Consider the following 18,298-nt stretch of genomic DNA (forward strand, 5'->3'; position numbering starts at 1 on the left):
CCGCTCCCCGATAGAGGCATTCGAGGACAGGCTTCGCGGGAATGACGGGAAGGGCCTGGATTTCCGCTTTCCCCTGCCTGCAAGTGCCCGCCGGACAGGCGGGTAATGACAAAATTTACCCACTCACTTCCACGATGAGCCAATAATTTATTGTTCCGAAAATGCCTATTAAATTATAGAAATCAAACATTAAAGTGTAAAATGGTTCCTTTGGCCATTTTAATGGATGTTTTCTACTTCACCTGGAACCTCTTTAAAATATTAAACAGCAACAATCCCCATTTTAAATATTCCCGAAAAAAGATCATTCAATTTTCTTCACCAACTTTATATTTGACTGAGAATAAAACCCACAATTCCACTTAAATTAGTTTCAAATTCTTCATAAGAATAACTATTCAAAATTCTTATGTTTTGCGTATTTATCCGGCTCATTTTTAAATCGCTCTATACACCGTTTTGAACAAAACACATATTTTTTATCCTTATATTCATGGAATAGCGTTGCTGTCCATTCATCCACACGCATACCACACACAGGATCCCGTACCCACGAATGTTGTTCTGATTTCCGGTCGCGCAGTGAGCCGTCCTCAAGCCAAAGAATCCGGTCCGCGATTTCTTCGACCCGTGGATCATGAGTAACCAAAATCACCGAACACCCTTCATCGCGTGCGATGTCATGTAAAATCATCATGACTTCCTGGCCGCTCGCGGAGTCCAGATTACCGGTTGGTTCGTCAGCCAGTATTAACCGTGGATGGTTAATGAGAGCACGTGCGATCGCTACCCTTTGTTTTTCTCCACCTGAAAGGGTACGCGGATAAGCTTTACGACGTTGAGCAAGCCCCAATTGTTCGATCAACGAATGGGCACGGGGACGGGCTCGGCGAAGACCGCCGGGGTGCAATGGGGCGGGAAACAGGATGTTCTCCTCTACCGTTAATGCATCTAATAGGTTGAAGGCTTGAAAGATAAAACCAATTTTCAGTGCGCGTATCCCAGGAAGGTCCGTTTCTTTTAGCGCGGTGATATTCACGCCATCGATTTCAACCTGTCCCTTGGTGGGTCGAAGCAATCCCCCCAGCATGGAAAGCAAGGTTGTTTTTCCCGAACCGGAAGGCCCCATAATCAACAAAATTTCGCGATGCGGAATTTCTAAAGAAACGTCATGAACGGCACGTACTTCGGTGTGTCCGCGACCGTAAAATTTTGAAAGGTTGACTGCCCGGAGAAGTTGTGTAGAACCCATAAACAACTCACACTTGAAAAACCGTGGCCGGGTCCAGCCGCGACACCAGGTATGCAGGAATGAGCGCACTGATTGCAGCCACGATGATGGCCACCACAGCCATCCCGGCAAGGTCACCTATGGAAACGACTAGAGTGACTTGGGGTACCAATGTCGAAATAAATGGAAAAAACACGATGGCGAATATACCCGTCAACAATAAAGCCAACAAGGTAATTACCATCGCATGAAAGACAACAGCCGTATATAGGAATAAATTTCGGATACCCACCGCCTTGGCGATCGCTAATTCACGGCGCTTTCGCATGACCTGGGTGTAGGACGTAAACCCAAGAATTAAGACCGCGAGTCCCGAGCAAATCACCGTCATCATAAAAATAATCTCCCCTCCCATCATCATCCCCAGAGCAAAATCACTTCGTACGAAATCCCCATGGGTCATCGCATTGACTTTTTCAATCTCATCCATGATGGTCTTTGTAAACCCCCGGGCGTCTATTCCCTCTTCGAGATCCACGAGTAAATAACTGTAGGTCCCAAATGCTGATAAAATATCCGTCAAATCCGACATCGATACGAATGTTACCGAATTGGCCATTGAGTAAGTCTCTTCTGAAAGGCCAACGATCTTGAATGACCGGTCAGTGATGGTTACACTGTCCCCAATCCCGACCCCACTGAGCTTGGAAAGAACTTCAGGGATCACCGTTTCACCGGAATGAAGCTGGGAACGACCTCCCGCCAGGGCCCATGGCCCGGCCCTACTGCTCCCTTCCTGAAGGCCGACAATAAAGGAAAAAGCATCTTGGTCTCCTGCATGCACGATTGTGTTGAGATACACAATAGGAGTAACACGCTTCACTCCAGGTAGCCTGGCAATTTTATCGGCTTTCCAGTCATAAACAAATGAGGTGGCCATGTGCATATTGGAGACACCGCGTTGCATCACCCAAATGTCGGGTCTCGTATTCTCTAGATAGGCAACGATTTGTGTGGCCTCCCCTCGGAAAACGGCACTAAAAAAAATGACCAGGATAAATGCGCCCGCAAGGCCCCCTGCACTTCCGAAGAGTCCCCCACGTTGCCTGATTAAGGTTTTCCAGGCCCATCGCAACATCATCTAATTATTCCCCTTGAAAAGCCAGCATCGGATCAGCTCGTCGAATCGACCGGAGCGGGATCAGCGCCCCCAAAATCGCGAAAAAACCACTTCCTAAGATGGTTGATAGAAACGTCGTTGGTTCATACCAACGAATCAGATACACCGGGCCAAAGGTGTGAATAAACGAAGCGGTCCCAAGTCCAAGGATAACTCCAACCGGAATGGATATCATAAGAAGCAATAGCGCCTGCAGGATAATCCCATAAATTAATCTCACATGGGTAAACCCCAGCGCTTTGAGGACCCCAAAGTTCCGCAACCGGGATCGCACCTCCGCATACATTACTAGGCCTACAACGAGTAATCCGATAATATATCCGACAAAGACCAACAGACCCATGACCGGGCCTAAAAATCCTCGGCCCATGTTCATGTCGCTCTCAGCGAGCTGTCCTGGTGTAAAAACGTCCACTTCGGGCACCCGACGCTCAATTTCCTCTGCAACCGCCTCCCGCTGGGCACCCGGCTCAAGGTCTACCAAAAGGAAACTCAACATCGGAAAAGTGGTTAAGTCCGGTGCAATGTCTGTTTCAATAAAAAGATCAATCATGCCGTCGAAATTGACAAATGCAAAAGGGGTAAACAATGCGGCACTATCCTTAGAGATGCCTACGACTGTAAATTCGAAATCGAAAACCACGAACGGATCCCCAATATTAAGGTGATATTTCTTGGCCAAGGAGTCATTCAAAATTATCTCTTTGCCCTTGGGAATACCATTTCCCCGCACCATATGAACAGGCCCGCCCTTGGTGTCAACAACAAAGAGAAAAACGGGAGTCTTCTCTCCTTCCTTTTCGTAGATCAAAGAAATCCAAGCCAGGGGATGGGCATTCACCACACCCGCAATCGATTCCACTTTCTCCCGTGAGAGCTGGGGTATGGATGAGCGTACGGCCATAAGATTGGACACACCGGCCTGCGTCACAATCAAATCGGCTTGCCGATTAAAAACGGTACGGGCCAATTGATAATATTGACCCTGCTCAAAACCCTCAAGTGTCAGAACGACAGCGATGACGGCTCCCAAGGCAAGCGCTGTTAAAAACGTTCGCGCAGGATCAAGGCATAATTGTCGCCAAGCAAGCAAAAACATAAAATCAAAAACCTTATCCCTTATGGAATTTCAAATCGGTAATATAACTGACCGCATCCTGTCCCGTTTGATCGGTATCATTCAGAATGCCAATAAAGATTAAACGCCGGGGTTCTTCTTTATAAAGTTTCTTAAAATCCTCATACAAGTTTCTCTTGTACGAAAACCACCGATCCACGTTTTCGTGCCTACCTTCAATTACCATTAACTTTTGCCAGGGCTTTCCGGGGTCATTAATAATATCCCCCGGTGTTAGGTGGCTACTCCAAAGAAACTCTGTAAAGCGACCCCCAACCGGGTGTCCATGAACCCAGTCTAAATAAAGAAACCGTTTGATTCGGAACCATAATGACTGCTTGGACTCATCGGGTTCAAAGACAAAAAAGATTCGAATGGGATGGTCATCTCCTTCCTGTGTCCTCTCATCAATTCCTTCCAGTATATTTTCAACTTTCCATTTCCAGGTCACAATGGGAAATTGTTTGATATCGATATTTACCCTCTTCTGCAAAAAGGTAAGGACCCCCTTGGATTCGAGTCTAACCGCCGCCACACCATTTTCCTTGACCCATTCCGCTCCGGCGCCTTTTGGTTTTCCAAACCACCCCTTAAATTTCCACCCTTCAGGGGTCTTCCCTTCCTGGTAGTGTTGGGGAGAAAGGCCCAAATCTATTGTCTCAACCGGGGCCTCCCCCCAACCTAATGAAAAAAAAACCAGACCCAGGGCCAAAATGTAAATGGTTATCATTTTTTTAAACAAGGGATTACCTATCGGAACCGATATAATTACTGTAACGTTCCGGATTCATTTTGAACCGGTTTTGGCACTCTTCCGAACAGAAGAAAAAGGTTTGCTGATTCATCCTGATTGTTAAATTGGATTCTTCCACCACCATTCCACAAACAGGATCTTGCTTCATCTTGAATCCAGGTGCAAGGGAAACCCTCTGCTCCTTTTCGAGACCAACCATTAAGGATAAATGATCCAAGAGAAGGCGAGGAAGAAGAAAATGCTCTTTGACCCGTTGCTGCCCTTTTCTTGCTAATTCCTTTTTTTTCTCAGGTCGTTCAAGCAATTGAGAAATGGCTTCCGCACATTCCTCCACCCCATCCACGAGTATTCCCCCAACCCCATCCGCCATCTGAAGAGGAATCCCACCTGCCTTCCCAGCGACCACCGGAGTTTCTTTCCAGAGAGCCTCTGAAACAACAAGCCCAAAACCCTCCCGTATCGATTTTTGTACCACCACATCAGAGAGCCGCTGAAACGCATTCACTTCAATATTGCCTACCCCGGTAAGATTGGTAAAAACATGAATAAAGGGATCTTTTCGGCCTTCCTTCATAATTTCCTGATATATTTTCCAACCCTCTGGGTCATCCAAGGCCATGGAACCCACCAGGGCAAGCTGAAGATTTGGAATTTTTTCTCGGACCAGACGGTAGGCAGCGATAACACCCAAAGGGTCCTTCCAAAGATCAAAGCGGGACACCTGGGTGATCAGTGGCTGATTTCCATCGATTCCGATCCAAGCCAGGATTTGACGTGCCATCTTCTTAGGAAGGTCCATATTTTTTGGACTTAAAGGATCAATGGCGGGAGGTATAATGGTCACGTTGGCAATAGGGAAATCTGGGGGTAAAAACTCGCGCATGGTAAATATTGCAGCATTATAATCCTTAAGGAATCCTTTTAAAAATTTCCACACGGTTGGGTTGGGGTTTGCGGTATCTATATGGCATCGCCAAATCCATCTGGCGCGTTCATTGGGGCAGAGTAATAGCATCCCTGCGGGTTGGGGGTCATGGATAAAAACAAAGTCATATTGTTCCTGAAATTGGCGTGCATTCTTCTCCGTATTGGAAAGGTAAGCATCTTTTTCCCTGGAGGTTAATCCTTCCCTTGCTCCTTGAAGTCCATTGTGGACCTTCTTGGTGACATTAAAAAACTCGTCATCCCCACTAATTATTTTCCAGTCTGTGAGAATCCCAAGGTCGTTCATGAGGGGTACCAAAGACCGAAGCAACTCAGAAACACCTCCCCCATAGGGTGTTGCATTCACATGCACCACCCGCCTTCCTTTGAGTTCCCCTGCGATATGAATCAGATTATCCATGATGGCATCTGGTGCTATACCCCGATAGGCCTCTATTGAACGTTTTCCAATATCAACCGTCTGCAGCATTCAAATTCACCTTTAATTTCCCTTCATTTTTGTTTTTATTTGGGAACAACCTTTTGCCAAAAAAGATGTTCATATAGGCTGGACCACATCATTCCAAAGGTAAATGCAAACAGGTATTCTTCTAAGGGAATATGCCAAATAAAACGGCCTGAGAGAGCCTCCAGAGTCCAAACCCGCTCAACGTATCCCGGAAACGCAAGCTCAAGGAAATGGAAAAACACAAAATAAAGCAGGAGAAAAATGCCGCCTCCCACCCAAATTTTCGCTTTTAAATCAGGCCTGCAAAATAGGGAGGAAATGCCACCGATGAACATCGCCAGACTTCCGGAATAAATGGCGTTCCATTCTGTTCCCACCATTAGAGAAATAAAAACCCAGATTGGGCTTGTTAAGGCAATGATATGAAACCGATGGCGGGGATGGATCCGTTCTTTATGTGTCATCGGAACATGCCGAACCGGTACCACCATTTCGTACAAAACGGTTCCGATGCCTCCTATGGCAAAACAGAAAATAAGACTTTCGATGTCAAACCCCGTGCGCTGGGCAAGATCAAATAAGGTGGGAGGATTCCAGTATTCCGGGACAAAAAGGGGTTCAGTTAATCCTAAGGGAGCCGTCAAAATGCTCACTCGGAGCATCTGCTTTCGAAGGGCAGGTCTTGCCCAATAGAAAATGAACCAAATGCCAAGAAACCCAAGAGACCAGATCAACCAGGCATAACGTTCCATTGATTCCTCCGGGTTCTGTTTCTTTACAATGGCGCCTCAAAATTTAAAACCCGCCCATGCATCGCATGGCAAGATTCAATTCGGGACCAAAATATTAGAGACGTTATCACCTAGAGGGGAATTTTTTGTGATGCCCCCGCCTTAAAATCTTGGTACCGTACGAAAAGGGTACCTTCTTTCCGGATTTCAAATTGGAGCGTATCCAGAGGCCGGGGAGGAGGCCCTGCCAAAACCTTCCCATCAATATCGTAGACCCCGCCATGGCATGGGCATTTAAAAAGGCGGTCCCCCTGGTCCCAATGATAAGTACACCCGAGATGTGTACAAAGCGGATTATAAACTCTTAGTTCTCCAGCCTGTTTCTAAACAACCCATACCGTACGGACCAGGTTTGTACTTCTCCAACCATCCCGTAACTCAACCACGGTCTGCATATCCTGAGGGTGCCCGGGAACTAAACCCGCGATGGGTCCTGCATTATCCAGTTGTAGCGGCCTCCGTCTTAAGGCAGGTCCAATCACGTAACCCAAAAATGGAACTATAAGGGAGACACCTACAATCCCTGAAATGGCGACAATAACTCTCCCCATAAACTTCCGTCGATTTGTACCTTCTTGATCAATTTTTTCCATATTGGAAATCTTTTTCTACATTAAAAAAGAAATCCCAACTCTCTTTAAATTTTTATTTCTCTCCCTCTTTTGGCATCATTCCTTGCTGTCTCATCATCATCTCGTGCTGCTCTCTCAACTGATCCATCTCCCTCATCATTTCACCCATTTCACCCTTGGTTTTCCTATCTTTTGCCATTCCTTCCATCTGCCCCATCATCTTGTGCATCATCTCCATCATTTCACCCCGCTCCCTCATCATCTCCATCTGACCCTTGCCCATCCTTTTCACATCCATCCCTTCACCTTCCATCATGCTTTTCGATTTCATCCTGGCCTGATGCCTTGTCATCATCTGGCCCATTCTCTGCATCATTTTCCCCATCTCACGTTTCCCTTTTTCATCCTGTTGCATTCCTTGCATATGTCGCATCATCTCGTGCATCATCTCCATCATCTCACCTCGATCCCTCATCATCTCCATCTGGCCCTTGCCCATGCTTTTCATATCGCCCTCCTTGCCCTTCATCATTCCCTCACCCCCCATTTGGGCAAATACCAATGAGCCGATGGATACGGCACACATACAAACCAGCATTGAGATAATTCGATTTTTCATTTTTACCCCCTCTTTTTAATCGGGTTTCACAAATTGTTCAGGTGCCTTTTCGAATTTTTCCTTACAGGGGATAGAACAAAAATAATAGGTCTTTCCCTGATAGGTACTTGTCCCGGCTGCTTCTTTTTCATCTATTTGCATCCCGCAGACCAGATCCTTCACCATGAGGACCACCTCCTTTCCCAAATTCTCCCATCCTGTCAATCGCAGGGGTATTTCTTTTTTGAACCGGAGGAAAAAGATTTTTCACCAAACTTCTTAAATAAGGGAGGAAGCAACCGGAGGGTTTCCTCAAATCCTTGGCGTAATATCCCCTCACCCTCCTCAGGTTTTAACCGGTCCATTGGATCAATTCGGGGAGCCAATGTAAGGATCCCGGCCTTGCATCCACATGGGCAGTTCCCCATTTCCTCCTGCCCCGAAATCATTTCCTTCTCATAAAGTGCATCCAAGACTCTTTCCAGCACATGTAGCATACTCCAGCGTTCACGGATAAATCGATTATTCCCCGTAACCGAACCAAAGCTCGATTGAATCTGATTGACAATTAGTATATCCAGGTTTTCTTTACAGCAAATGGCACTGCGCGGGGTAATTTCAAATACACCCCCGTCCACATAATAGGATTCCTCTATGCGTTTGGCCTTTAATAAAATAGGAATCGTTGCACTGGCTACTGCCCGGGGCGCAATCTCACCCGAATGGAAGACCTCTTTCACACCTTTTGTAATATTGGTTGCAACGAGATAGACTGAAACCGGACAGGACTCCAATGTATTGGTGCAAAGTAGCCCGGAAATAGTCGCCTCCAGGCGATCGGTTGAAACAATACCGGTGTAATTCCTTCCCCTTTTAAATCCGATGTTAAAAAGAATCGTTGGGAGTGAATCCCTATTCCAGTAATCCCGGACGGTTAAACCCTTTAGCCATTCAGCAAATTCTTTGATCGGCTTTCCACTGCCGATAATAGAGGCCACGATGGCACCTGCACTGGAACCTGCCATCGCTTGATAAGGGACCCCCATCTCTTCCAAGGCCAATAAAAAACCGGTATGAGCAAATACGCCCCTCAGGTCCCCGGTTGAAAGCACAACGCCAATCCGATGTGTCATATTGCCTTTAAAAGATTTTCCATTACGAAAAATATGTATCTTTATTTTTTAAAAACCATTTGATGGGGAACAGGGCCCGTTTCAATTTCACCTTGTATCTTCCCGGACCATGCATTCAATATCCAAATCTTTCCGAGAGACCGGCTTCCGACAAAAACCCTTTTATTGTTGGGATCCACCGAAAGATGATAGGGACTCTCGCCAACCGTCCAGGTCTTGGTTTGTTGCGTGTGGGTGTCATAAAGGGTAACGGTATTATCGTTTTGATTGGCAACGAAGACCGTCTTCCCACTGGGGTGAACATCAATCCCATGGGGATTGGCCCCAACTTTAAAAACCGAAATTTCCTTCTCCAACCTCCGTTCTATCAAGGACACGGTTTCATCAAATGCATTTACCACATAAACCAAGTGGCCATCCGGACTTTCCACCAAATGCCCGGGCCCTTTTCCCACTTTGATCTGCTTCCGAACCAGCCACGTTTGGGTATTAATGGAAGTAACCGTCCCATCCCCCGTATTACTCACATAGAGGTCTTTGCCGTCCTTTGTGGCTAAAACATAGTTGCTGACCGCCCCCGTTTTAATATTATGGATGACCTGTTGTGTAGAAGTGGAGACCACAGCGATCCCTCCTTGGGAGGGGACAGAAAAAACCGCAAATCGTCCATCTGGCGTCACAACCCCATGGTGGGTACCGGCCCCGACGTTTATTTGGGCCACCACTTTCCCATTGGATGTCTCAACCATCACCACATTCCCCGTTTCATTGTCCCTTGGGGTATCCTTCCCTCTAACCGGCTCATCTCCATGATCGTGTTCCCCTCTTCCACTCATTGGGCTGTGTTTCATTTCCTTGGGACTCTCCTTCGTACTGGTAGCATATAAAAATAGCCCATCCGGGGTGATGGCCAGCCCATGAGGATTGTATCCCCCCTCAAACCTTCGTATGATCCTATTAGAAGACAGATCAAGCTCTATAATCTGATGGGTCGCCCCCATGGAAATATAAGCCCTACCGGTGGATTTTCCTCCACACCCAGAAAAAATAGTGAAGAGGAAAAACAATCCGAAAATAAAACAAACGAACTCTTTCTGTGAAACCCTTTCTTTTTTTTCCTGACTGTTCGTCATCCTACGTCCCATCCCTCTTTTTTCTGAAAAATTTAGGGAACTTCCCATTGCAACACCATCTCTTGGTTCCCCTGCAATTTTTGAATCACCAGCTCTATAAAAATAGGGGGGCGCTCCCCAGGTATATGTTCTCCGGTAAGATGGCCCATCATCAAAGTTCCAGCCTTGTTCCTCTGGGGAAAATATAAAATTCCCTCCAAATGTTGGGGAGAGAAACTGGTCAACTTCGACCACATCAAAGGTTTTGCTTCATCGCCTTTGTCATTGCGTAGGAGAACGTTCTCCTTAACGGAGTATTCAAACAAGTCAAAAGAGTCGGAATCCATCACAAGGGTAAACACAATGTCGCTGTGAACACGAAAACGCTCGGCATATTCGTGGAAAAGGACCTCATGCCTTTTAACATCATGTTCCCTCTCTGCTGCGGCAAGGGCTTTGAAAAACGTTGGTGAATTCCAGGTAGCCAAGATTTGAACTTTTTCATTTTTTTTAAATCGGGTAAACTGCTTTCTTACTTTTTCAAATTCCTCATGTTCAGGGGAACCCTTGGAAGGAAGGCCTTTACCGGGAATATCCGGGGCCTCCGCCACGAATTTCTCCACTTTGGCATGCTGGGCCCAATCCCAATAGATCACCCCAACTAAAAACAAAGCCCCAATTACTATCCATAACCAGATTTTTGTTCTCCCAGTCTCGTTTTTAATTTTTGAAATCATCCTATCGCCCTTTCCGTTATCCGGATTTAGGAGATTTTTGCACCAAAAAAGTTATACAGCGGAACAAACACCAGGGCCACATAAAATCCATACAGAAAGCTTTCAATTACCCCCAAGAAAAAACTTCCCCAATTGATCCAGGTAAAACCGGGAAGCAAACGTATCCATGCCTCGTACATGGCATGACCCGGAAAGAGAAGATCATAAATCACACAGAGGACAAATGTAATTGAAAAAAAAGTTCCCAACGATAACCCAATCACCTTCCAATTTAAAGGCTGCATTTTTTTCCCCTCGTTTTTTTCAGGCTGCTTTTATATAGGTTTCGGGGTCTTTCTGGAATTTTTCTTGGCATTGGGCTGAACAAAAATAATAAAGCCCTCCCCGATACATTTTGGTAAAATTCGCTGTGCGGGCATCGAGCCTCTCCCCACAGACGGGATCCTGGACGGGTCTTGAGGTTTCTTTTCCAGAGAATTCCTCATGATGGCCCCCATGACCACCCCCCATCATATGGGCCCCGCACCCCCAGCGCATCATGACAAAAAACAGAATTCCAATAAAAAGGAAATACAGCACATCAGACATTTTTTCACCTCATCCCACTATTTTTTTCTAAAGAATCCCCTTATGCAGTGAAACAAATTCTCTTAAGGACTTAATCTATAAACCCACCCGTTGTTTTCCATAATACAGATCACAGATTCACGTTTCTCAATCGAAGGGCATTGGTGATGACGGAAACAGAACTAAAGCTCATGGCTGCGGCAGCGATCATCGGTGATAACAGAAGACCGAATATGGGGTAGATCACACCAGCGGCAATGGGAACCCCAACTGAATTGTAGACAAATGCAAAGAAAAGGTTTTGACGGATATTCCGCATAGTGGATCGGCTTAAACGCCGTGCACGGACGATGCCCCTAAGATCCCCTTTAACCAAAGTCACCCCGGCACTCTCCATCGCCACATCGGTACCCGTGCCCATTGCAATACCCACCTGGGCCTGAGCCAAGGCCGGTGCATCGTTGATACCGTCCCCTGCCATGGCCACCGTTCTTCCCTCAGCCTGAAGTTTTTTTATTACTTCGGCCTTCTGATCCGGCAGAACTTCGGCCTGGACCTGATCGATATTTAGCTTCCCGGCTACGGCTTCGGCGGTTTTTCGGCTATCTCCGGTAAGCATAACCACCTTAATCCCTTCGGCATGTAGGTCCCGTATCGCCTCGGGTGTGGTCTCTTTGATGGGATCGGCAACTCCAATCAACCCAACCGCTTTCCCGTCTATACTCAATAACATAACCGTTTGACCTTCCGCCCGCTGCCGGTCTGCCTGTTGACCTAAATCTCCGGCATCGATCCCCAAATCCTCCAAAAGCTTAAGGTTACCCAATGCTACCTGACGACCATCCACTTCACCGGTGACACCTTTACCGGTTACCGACTGAAAGTGGTTGGCTTGCCCCAATTCAATTCCTTTTTCCTCCGCACCCCGAACAATCGCCTCGGCCAATGGGTGTTCGCTGGCCTTCTCCAGCGTCGCTGCCACCTTTAAGGCTTCTTCTTCATTCTCCCCTTCGACAACCGTTACCGCGACGAGCTTAGGTTTACCTTCTGTCAATGTACCGGTTTTATCCACCACCAGTGTATCGACTTTCTCCATGATCTCCAGGGCCTCGGCATTTTTGATCAGCACCCCCAGGGTCGCCCCTTTTCCGGTTCCCACCATAATCGACATGGGTGTGGCTAACCCTAACGCGCAGGGGCACGCGATAATCAACACGGCCACGGCATTAATCACCGCATGAGCCAACCTCGGCTCAGGCCCCCAGAAACCCCAGACCCCCAGTGTAAAAAATGCAATGAGGATAACCGCGGGAACAAAATATCCGGAGACAGTATCCACCAGCTTTTGAATCGGAGCGCGGGAACGCTGGGCCTCGGCAACCATATGGACGATTTGCGACAACAGGGTATCAGCCCCGACTTTTTCCGCCTTCATCAATAAACTACCGGTACCATTAACAGTTGCCCCGATCAGTCGTTCACCAGCCGTTTTGGCAACTGGGATCGGTTCCCCTGTGACCATAGACTCATCCACATTGCTTTGTCCTTTAACCACCGAACCGTCTACTGGAACTTTTTCACCCGGGCGGATGCGAAGTATATCCCCCGATTTCACATGTTCCAATGGAATGTCCTCTTCCAGGCCCCCTTCATGGACAATACGGGCGGTTTTCGGTGCCAGTCCCAGCAATAATTTGATCGCAGCACTGGTTTGACTGCGTGCCCGAAGTTCCAATACCTGCCCGAGAAGAACCAAGGCGGTGATCACCGCCGAAGCCTCAAAATAGACCGGAACCACCCCCATTTCATTGAACACGGACCTTGGGAAAATTCCCGGAATGAGAGCCGCGATTGCACTATAGGTCCAGGCTACACCCACCCCCATCCCAATGAGGGTAAACATATTGAGGTTGCGGGTCACCACTGAATTCCATCCGCGCACAAAGAAAATCCACCCTCCCCACCAGACAACTGGAGTGGCCAATCCCATCTCCACCCATTGTCGGATACGGGGTTTAATGATCTCCGCAAGCGCTTCCGGCCAGAACTCTGCTCCCATTGCACTCAAAAATATTGGAATGGCGAGCAGGGTGCTGACCCAAAACCGCCGGGTCATATCATCCAGCTCGGTTGTATCTTCTTCTACGGTAACCGTTCGGGGCTCAAGGGCCATTCCGCATTTAGGGCAGTTACCTGGATGATCCTGAACCACTTCAGGGTGCATGGGACACACATATTCCGTTTTGCTGACTGCAACCGGTAACCCTTTTGGCTCCAAGGCCATACCGCATTTAGGGCAACTCCCCGGCCCCACCTGTTCAATTTCGGGGTCCATGGGGCATGTAAAAATTCTTTCCTCCCCTCCTGGTTTTTCCTCCTTCTGGGTTTTTGCTCCCCCAACTTCTTTTTTTAGAAATTGTTGAGGATTTTCCTGAAACTTTCCTAAGCAATGCGTGCCGCAAAAATAATAGGTTTTCCCTTCATGAGTGTGTTCTCCGGATGCTGTTTTTGGATCGACGCTCATCCCGCAAACCGGGTCGATTTCCTTCCCAACGGCAACGGATTCACCCGGAAGGAACCTGGAAGGTTCGGCTTGAAACTTTTCCAGGCAATGGGTGCTGCAAAAATAGTATGTCTTCCCTTCATGGGTATGCTTTCCCTCGGCCTTCTCCTCCTCAACATCCATTCCACATATTGGATCCGTTGCCATAAACCTTTTCCTCTCTTGTTTTTTTTAAACCTCGGATTTTACTTTTCTCTTAAAATTTGGAAAAAACATCGGTGTTACCGCTTTGTAGCGACTATAGGCCTCCCCAAATTGTTTTTCCACTTCGGCTTCTTCTCGGCGGGCCAAGTGCATATACATATAAAGAAGGATCGGGAACATCAGCAAGGTCAGGAGTGTCGGCCATTGGAATAAAAACCCAAGCATAATCAGCACAAAGGCCGCGTACTGAGGGTGGCGGATATACGCATACGGACCGGTAACGGCGAGGGTTTGGGTCCGCTGTGCCGAATAGAGCACCTTCCAGGCGTTTGCCAACAAGGAAAATCCGCCCACGATGAAAACAAGACTCAACAGATGAAACGGGCCAAAATGCGGGTTTCCCCGCCAGCCGAATAGCATCTCGGGCAGGTGTCCCGAATCGTGTGCGAACCAGTCGACGCCGGGGTAACGGCTCTGAAGCCAGCCGGACAGGAAATAAATCGTGAGCGGAAAACCGTACATCTCCGTGAACAGTGCCACCAGGAATCCTGAAAATGCGCCGAACGATCGCCAATCCCGCGCTGTTCGAGGCTTCGTAAAACTGAACGCGAAGAGTATGAAGATGAGGGAGTTGACGATCACCAACGACCAAAGTCCGTAGGAAGGGGCTTCATTCATTTTTTTTCTCCCTCCACTTCGTGGTGATGATCCTGAGCGCCGTGCTTTCGATGCATAAACAGGTGTATAAACGGGCAGGCCAATAACAACAAATATGGCAAGATGCCAAAAAAATGCGCCCAGTGCTCACTCAAGAGAAGAAAACCCACAATTGCAAGAAAACCCAGCAGCCCGAGGTTGGCAGGTTGCCCGAGCCAATTTTTTCCCTGTGGACCATGTTTATTTTGCATCTGCATTAGCCCTTCTTCTTACGCACGGAAGAGATTTAACAATCCAAGAATACGGTGCCAAGCATTGTATTTATTTTAAAAAATGAGTTGAGGGAAATCAATTTTGGTATACCAAACTCATGTTGCTGTTACGTCTCAGAAATAATTAGAATAACACTGAAATCCTCGCAACCCTCCACGCACGTTTTTAAATCCCTGGATTCCCGATAAAACCATTCGGGAATGAGGGATTCGGAGTTTTTCAACATTCTGCTAATGGATTAATATGCAAATGCAATGCGCATTAACTATCAAAACAGTTCTTAATAAAATTTTCAATGAATTCAAGAGCCTACAAAAAAAGAGTCATCATTACCGTTCATATCGCAAGAGCAATGGGGCAATTTGCAACAAAAAACTCTCTCTCATTTCTCTCCGAGGAACAGGATATAATGAACCAAGTCCCAAGCCTGATCCTCTCTACCCGAAAAAAGATTACTATAGGAAGGCATGGGTGTTCCATCCAGCCCGGTCATAATCGTCCGATAAATATCCTCATGACTGGTCCCATTTCCGAATGTCTCCCGTAACGTTAAATCCACAGGCATGATGGAAAGGCCTCTTTCATCCTTAAAATTGACAACCGCCCCTCTCCCGTTCTTTCCGTGGCATTCATAACATTTTAATTCTTGGTACAACTTTTTCCCTCTTTTAACGCTTTCAACGGAATACATATAAGGGCCCACATGTTCCACATACTTGATCGTCGTCTTCTTTGGCAACTCATCCTGGATAAATTCCTCCGCGATATATAAGGCCACCTGCCTGATCTTTTCCTCGCCCATATTTCGAAAAGAAGGCATAAAGCCTGGAATTCCTTCCCGGATCGTTCTCATTAGATCGGACAGGGTGGGGTACTCCCCCGATTCTGTGGATCTAAATTTGAAAATCCCCCGTGTAAAATCATTCGGTCTGGGATGGGAATAAGGGCCGAGGAAAAAAGAAGCGGGGCCGTCCCCTTTTCCATTGCTTCCATGACAAAAAACACAGCTCATGGAATAGATCATTTTTCCCATCATGACATCCTCAGAAACAGGGGCTTCCATTCCGCCCATGGATTGTTTTCCATGTTGGTCTTCTGAAGCAAACAGACTGGAGAGGACGGGCACGATACCGAGACTGACCAAAACTACAAACAGCGGAAACAGTTTCATTTTCAAACTGACTTTTCTCATCTTTTAACCTCAATGAACCCATGTATGTTCTTAACGGGGTTTTAATAAACCCGAATCAGTCATTCCCGAATGGTTTTATCGGGAATCCAGGACCTTAAAATCAACAACTTTTGGATTCCCGCTCCCCGATAAAGGCATTCGAGGACAGGTTTCGCGGGAATGACGACCAGATGCACAAATACAACCTTTTTCAACACTTTGTCAAAAATCAAAATCCAAACCCACGGCAACCAGATTCCGGTAGCTTTGAAGGGGATTGGTGCTGTCGTTTTCCACATTGATGCTATCTCTCAAATACATTGAAAAATTGTCCCGGAGATAATAGCGCCCCTGAAGGGTAATGACCTTTGCGTTTGCTTTTTGGGAAATGAACCCTCCCGAATCAAGATGGTCGTACCGTCCAGAAAAAAGGACCTGATCGGAAGCTAAGTAATCCGCTTCCAGTGTAAATCCAAAAGCCTCGTCATCAAACGACGCTCCAATGGAACCGGGCAGATCCTGTATATCATCCCAAATAAAGGCCCCGTAAATATCAAAGGATTTATATTTAACATTCCCCGCAAACCCGTACCGGAGCCAATCAATCAGAACCGTACTGGTTGAACCGGGAACCACAGGAACCCTTCCCGTATCGTTCCCCCAATAAACCAACCCGGATAAACTGCCCGAGATAAACCGGTCCCTTCCAAAATTTTTTCGAATCATAAAATAGGGGTCTTTTTTCTGGTTCACATCCGTGGTTCCCGAAGATAATCCCTGCATCAGTCCGGCTTGGACCATGGTCCCGTTCAACATGGCATGGACGTCCAGGCCAAAATCCCCTGTGGTGTTATAAAGAACTTCTTCGGTTACCTCTACCGCCTCTCCCCCGCTGGACCTCATTCCAAAAAACTTTGAGGCAAAGGCAAATGGCGTTAAAGAAAACCGCTGAATGGAACCGGAATCCGCCTTGCCCGGAACATTCAGAATAAACTGCCGGTTGGTGGGGTAGGAAAAATTGGTGGAAGGGTCGATTTTCCCCGCCATGATCATAGGCCCCATGAACATCGGTCCTCCCATGGAACCATGACCGTTTTCCTCTTGCCCGGATCCCATTTTTTGAATCAGGGGATGGAGGTCGAACATCACAAAAAATTCCTTTCCCAATCCAAATCGTGACGTCTCTCCAAATCCTCCCTGGTTGTTACCTTCGATTTCTTTGGTTTCATTTTCCAATTCGAAGAAAAAGCTCACCGAATTGGTAACCGTTCCCGCCAAATAGAGCTCCACTTCCTGAGGCAGTGTCAGATTGGTTTCAGTAATTTCCCCTCCGTTGAAAGACTCCACAAAGTTTCCTTGCGCCCGCAAAGAAAAAATATTTAAAAAATCAAGCTCAGACCAGATCCGCCCGATTTTCCGTTTTTCTTTAATCTCCCCTTCTTCCGTCATGGGGATTTGAAACCCCGCCATATGAAAGGCTTCGCCAAACGCATTGAGCCGGGGAGGTTTCGTGTGGCAGGACGTGCAGGAGAGATCATGTTTCCGGGCAAAAGCGGGGATGGCGTGGGAAAAAGCCGGAAAAAGGGAGAGGATAAAAAGAACCGCTATCCAACCCAAAACGATTTTCTTCCCGGTGTTTAAGAAAGGGGGACCGCAAAAAGGCATTTTCTCCTCCAGAAAATCAGATATCCCAATTAAAACATTCTTTCCAAAAATTGGGTTGATCCATTTGGAAAGACTTAATTAGAGTCTAATTAGGAGAAAAAATCAGATCAGAAAAGAGGAATGAAGTTTGTAAAGTTTAGGGCGGTATTTTGGTAAGAGGGATTTTTTAAAAAAACCGATTGGAGGACCTGGATCTCCAAAAAACATCGGCCGGGGGAGCCCAAAAAGAGGGGACAGACCAAAAAAGAGGAACAGAAAAAACCCCATGCCCATCAACGGAACCATACCATCCTGAGGGGATGTCAGTGTTAGGCAGGAGTTAAAAAAGCAAACAGGTGCTTCCCCGTGCCCATGCTGGGCCTGGCTGAACACCCTTTCCAAATGGTCCAGATTGCAAAGGATCAGCGCAAGCCCAATTCCTATGGCCAGTATCACTTCCTTGGTTTTAGCGTTTCTTCCTAACATGTTCGAATATATATAATGTAGGGTTTCCCTAAGTCAAGAATATATTTCCTTATAAACTCAGGTGTTTTAAGTTGGTTTGATCCAATGAAAATACCTGGATTAAACAGTTGCGGGGGGAAAGGTCTTTTTGTTAAAGTAAATTATGTCTTTTTATGCACCCCTTTCGGATGACCTT

At 46.9% G+C, this 18,298-nt stretch carries 19 protein-coding genes; all 19 read right to left on the reverse strand.

Annotated elements, in window-relative coordinates; translation table 11 throughout:
- Positions 1-394: 394 nt before the first annotated feature.
- A complete protein-coding gene (locus tag VGB26_00635) occupies positions 395-1,252 on the reverse strand; it encodes an ATP-binding cassette domain-containing protein (GenBank protein ID HEX9756286.1) in 858 nt (285 codons plus the stop codon).
- Between the two features lie 7 nt (positions 1,253-1,259).
- Positions 1,260-2,372 carry an ABC transporter permease gene (locus VGB26_00640; protein ID HEX9756287.1) on the reverse strand — a complete coding sequence of 371 codons (1,113 nt, stop codon included), beginning with the start codon at positions 2,370-2,372 and terminating at the stop codon, positions 1,260-1,262.
- Between the two features lie 4 nt (positions 2,373-2,376).
- A complete protein-coding gene (locus VGB26_00645) occupies positions 2,377-3,510 on the reverse strand; it encodes an ABC transporter permease (protein HEX9756288.1) in 1,134 nt (377 codons plus the stop codon).
- Between the two features lie 13 nt (positions 3,511-3,523).
- Positions 3,524-4,270 carry a DUF3047 domain-containing protein gene (locus VGB26_00650; protein HEX9756289.1) on the reverse strand — a complete coding sequence of 249 codons (747 nt, stop codon included), beginning with the start codon at positions 4,268-4,270 and terminating at the stop codon, positions 3,524-3,526.
- 4 nt (positions 4,271-4,274) lie between these two features.
- Complete coding sequence (locus VGB26_00655; protein ID HEX9756290.1) at positions 4,275-5,696, reverse strand: glycosyltransferase; 1,422 nt, start codon at positions 5,694-5,696, stop codon at positions 4,275-4,277.
- Between the two features lie 35 nt (positions 5,697-5,731).
- Complete coding sequence (locus VGB26_00660) at positions 5,732-6,427, reverse strand: lycopene cyclase domain-containing protein (protein HEX9756291.1); 696 nt, start codon at positions 6,425-6,427, stop codon at positions 5,732-5,734.
- A 362-nt stretch (positions 6,428-6,789) separates the two neighbouring features.
- Entirely contained in the window at positions 6,790-7,059 is a 270-nt protein-coding gene (locus tag VGB26_00665) for a hypothetical protein (protein ID HEX9756292.1), read from the reverse strand.
- Positions 7,060-7,111: 52 nt separating this feature from the next.
- Positions 7,112-7,657 (reverse strand): hypothetical protein, encoded by a 546-nt coding sequence (locus VGB26_00670; protein ID HEX9756293.1) that lies wholly within the window; start codon positions 7,655-7,657, stop codon positions 7,112-7,114.
- A 15-nt stretch (positions 7,658-7,672) separates the two neighbouring features.
- Positions 7,673-7,822 carry a YHS domain-containing protein gene (locus VGB26_00675; GenBank protein HEX9756294.1) on the reverse strand — a complete coding sequence of 50 codons (150 nt, stop codon included), beginning with the start codon at positions 7,820-7,822 and terminating at the stop codon, positions 7,673-7,675.
- Positions 7,823-7,857: 35 nt separating this feature from the next.
- Positions 7,858-8,769 (reverse strand): patatin-like phospholipase family protein, encoded by a 912-nt coding sequence (locus tag VGB26_00680; GenBank protein HEX9756295.1) that lies wholly within the window; start codon positions 8,767-8,769, stop codon positions 7,858-7,860.
- Positions 8,770-8,810: 41 nt separating this feature from the next.
- Complete coding sequence (locus tag VGB26_00685; protein ID HEX9756296.1) at positions 8,811-9,914, reverse strand: YncE family protein; 1,104 nt, start codon at positions 9,912-9,914, stop codon at positions 8,811-8,813.
- Positions 9,915-9,934: 20 nt separating this feature from the next.
- Complete coding sequence (locus VGB26_00690) at positions 9,935-10,618, reverse strand: hypothetical protein (protein ID HEX9756297.1); 684 nt, start codon at positions 10,616-10,618, stop codon at positions 9,935-9,937.
- A 26-nt stretch (positions 10,619-10,644) separates the two neighbouring features.
- The gene (locus VGB26_00695; GenBank protein HEX9756298.1) at positions 10,645-10,902 is read right to left on the reverse strand and encodes a DUF5676 family membrane protein; all 258 of its coding nucleotides are present in this window, start codon (positions 10,900-10,902) and stop codon (positions 10,645-10,647) included.
- 19 nt (positions 10,903-10,921) lie between these two features.
- Complete coding sequence (locus tag VGB26_00700; protein HEX9756299.1) at positions 10,922-11,206, reverse strand: YHS domain-containing protein; 285 nt, start codon at positions 11,204-11,206, stop codon at positions 10,922-10,924.
- A gap of 109 nt (positions 11,207-11,315) precedes the next feature.
- The gene (locus tag VGB26_00705) at positions 11,316-13,895 is read right to left on the reverse strand and encodes a heavy metal translocating P-type ATPase (GenBank protein HEX9756300.1); all 2,580 of its coding nucleotides are present in this window, start codon (positions 13,893-13,895) and stop codon (positions 11,316-11,318) included.
- Positions 13,896-13,919: 24 nt separating this feature from the next.
- Entirely contained in the window at positions 13,920-14,570 is a 651-nt protein-coding gene (locus tag VGB26_00710; GenBank protein ID HEX9756301.1) for an isoprenylcysteine carboxylmethyltransferase family protein, read from the reverse strand.
- Positions 14,567-14,800 (reverse strand): DUF2933 domain-containing protein, encoded by a 234-nt coding sequence (locus tag VGB26_00715; protein HEX9756302.1) that lies wholly within the window; start codon positions 14,798-14,800, stop codon positions 14,567-14,569. Before VGB26_00715 ends, VGB26_00710 begins: the two co-directional genes overlap by 4 nt.
- A gap of 404 nt (positions 14,801-15,204) precedes the next feature.
- A complete protein-coding gene (locus VGB26_00720; protein ID HEX9756303.1) occupies positions 15,205-16,014 on the reverse strand; it encodes a c-type cytochrome in 810 nt (269 codons plus the stop codon).
- A 201-nt stretch (positions 16,015-16,215) separates the two neighbouring features.
- Positions 16,216-17,658 carry a hypothetical protein gene (locus tag VGB26_00725; protein ID HEX9756304.1) on the reverse strand — a complete coding sequence of 481 codons (1,443 nt, stop codon included), beginning with the start codon at positions 17,656-17,658 and terminating at the stop codon, positions 16,216-16,218.
- Between the last annotated feature and the right edge of the window lie 640 nt (positions 17,659-18,298).

The sequence above is a fragment of the Nitrospiria bacterium genome (assembly GCA_036397255.1).
Lineage (GTDB): Bacteria > Nitrospirota > Nitrospiria > DASWJH01 > DASWJH01 > DASWJH01.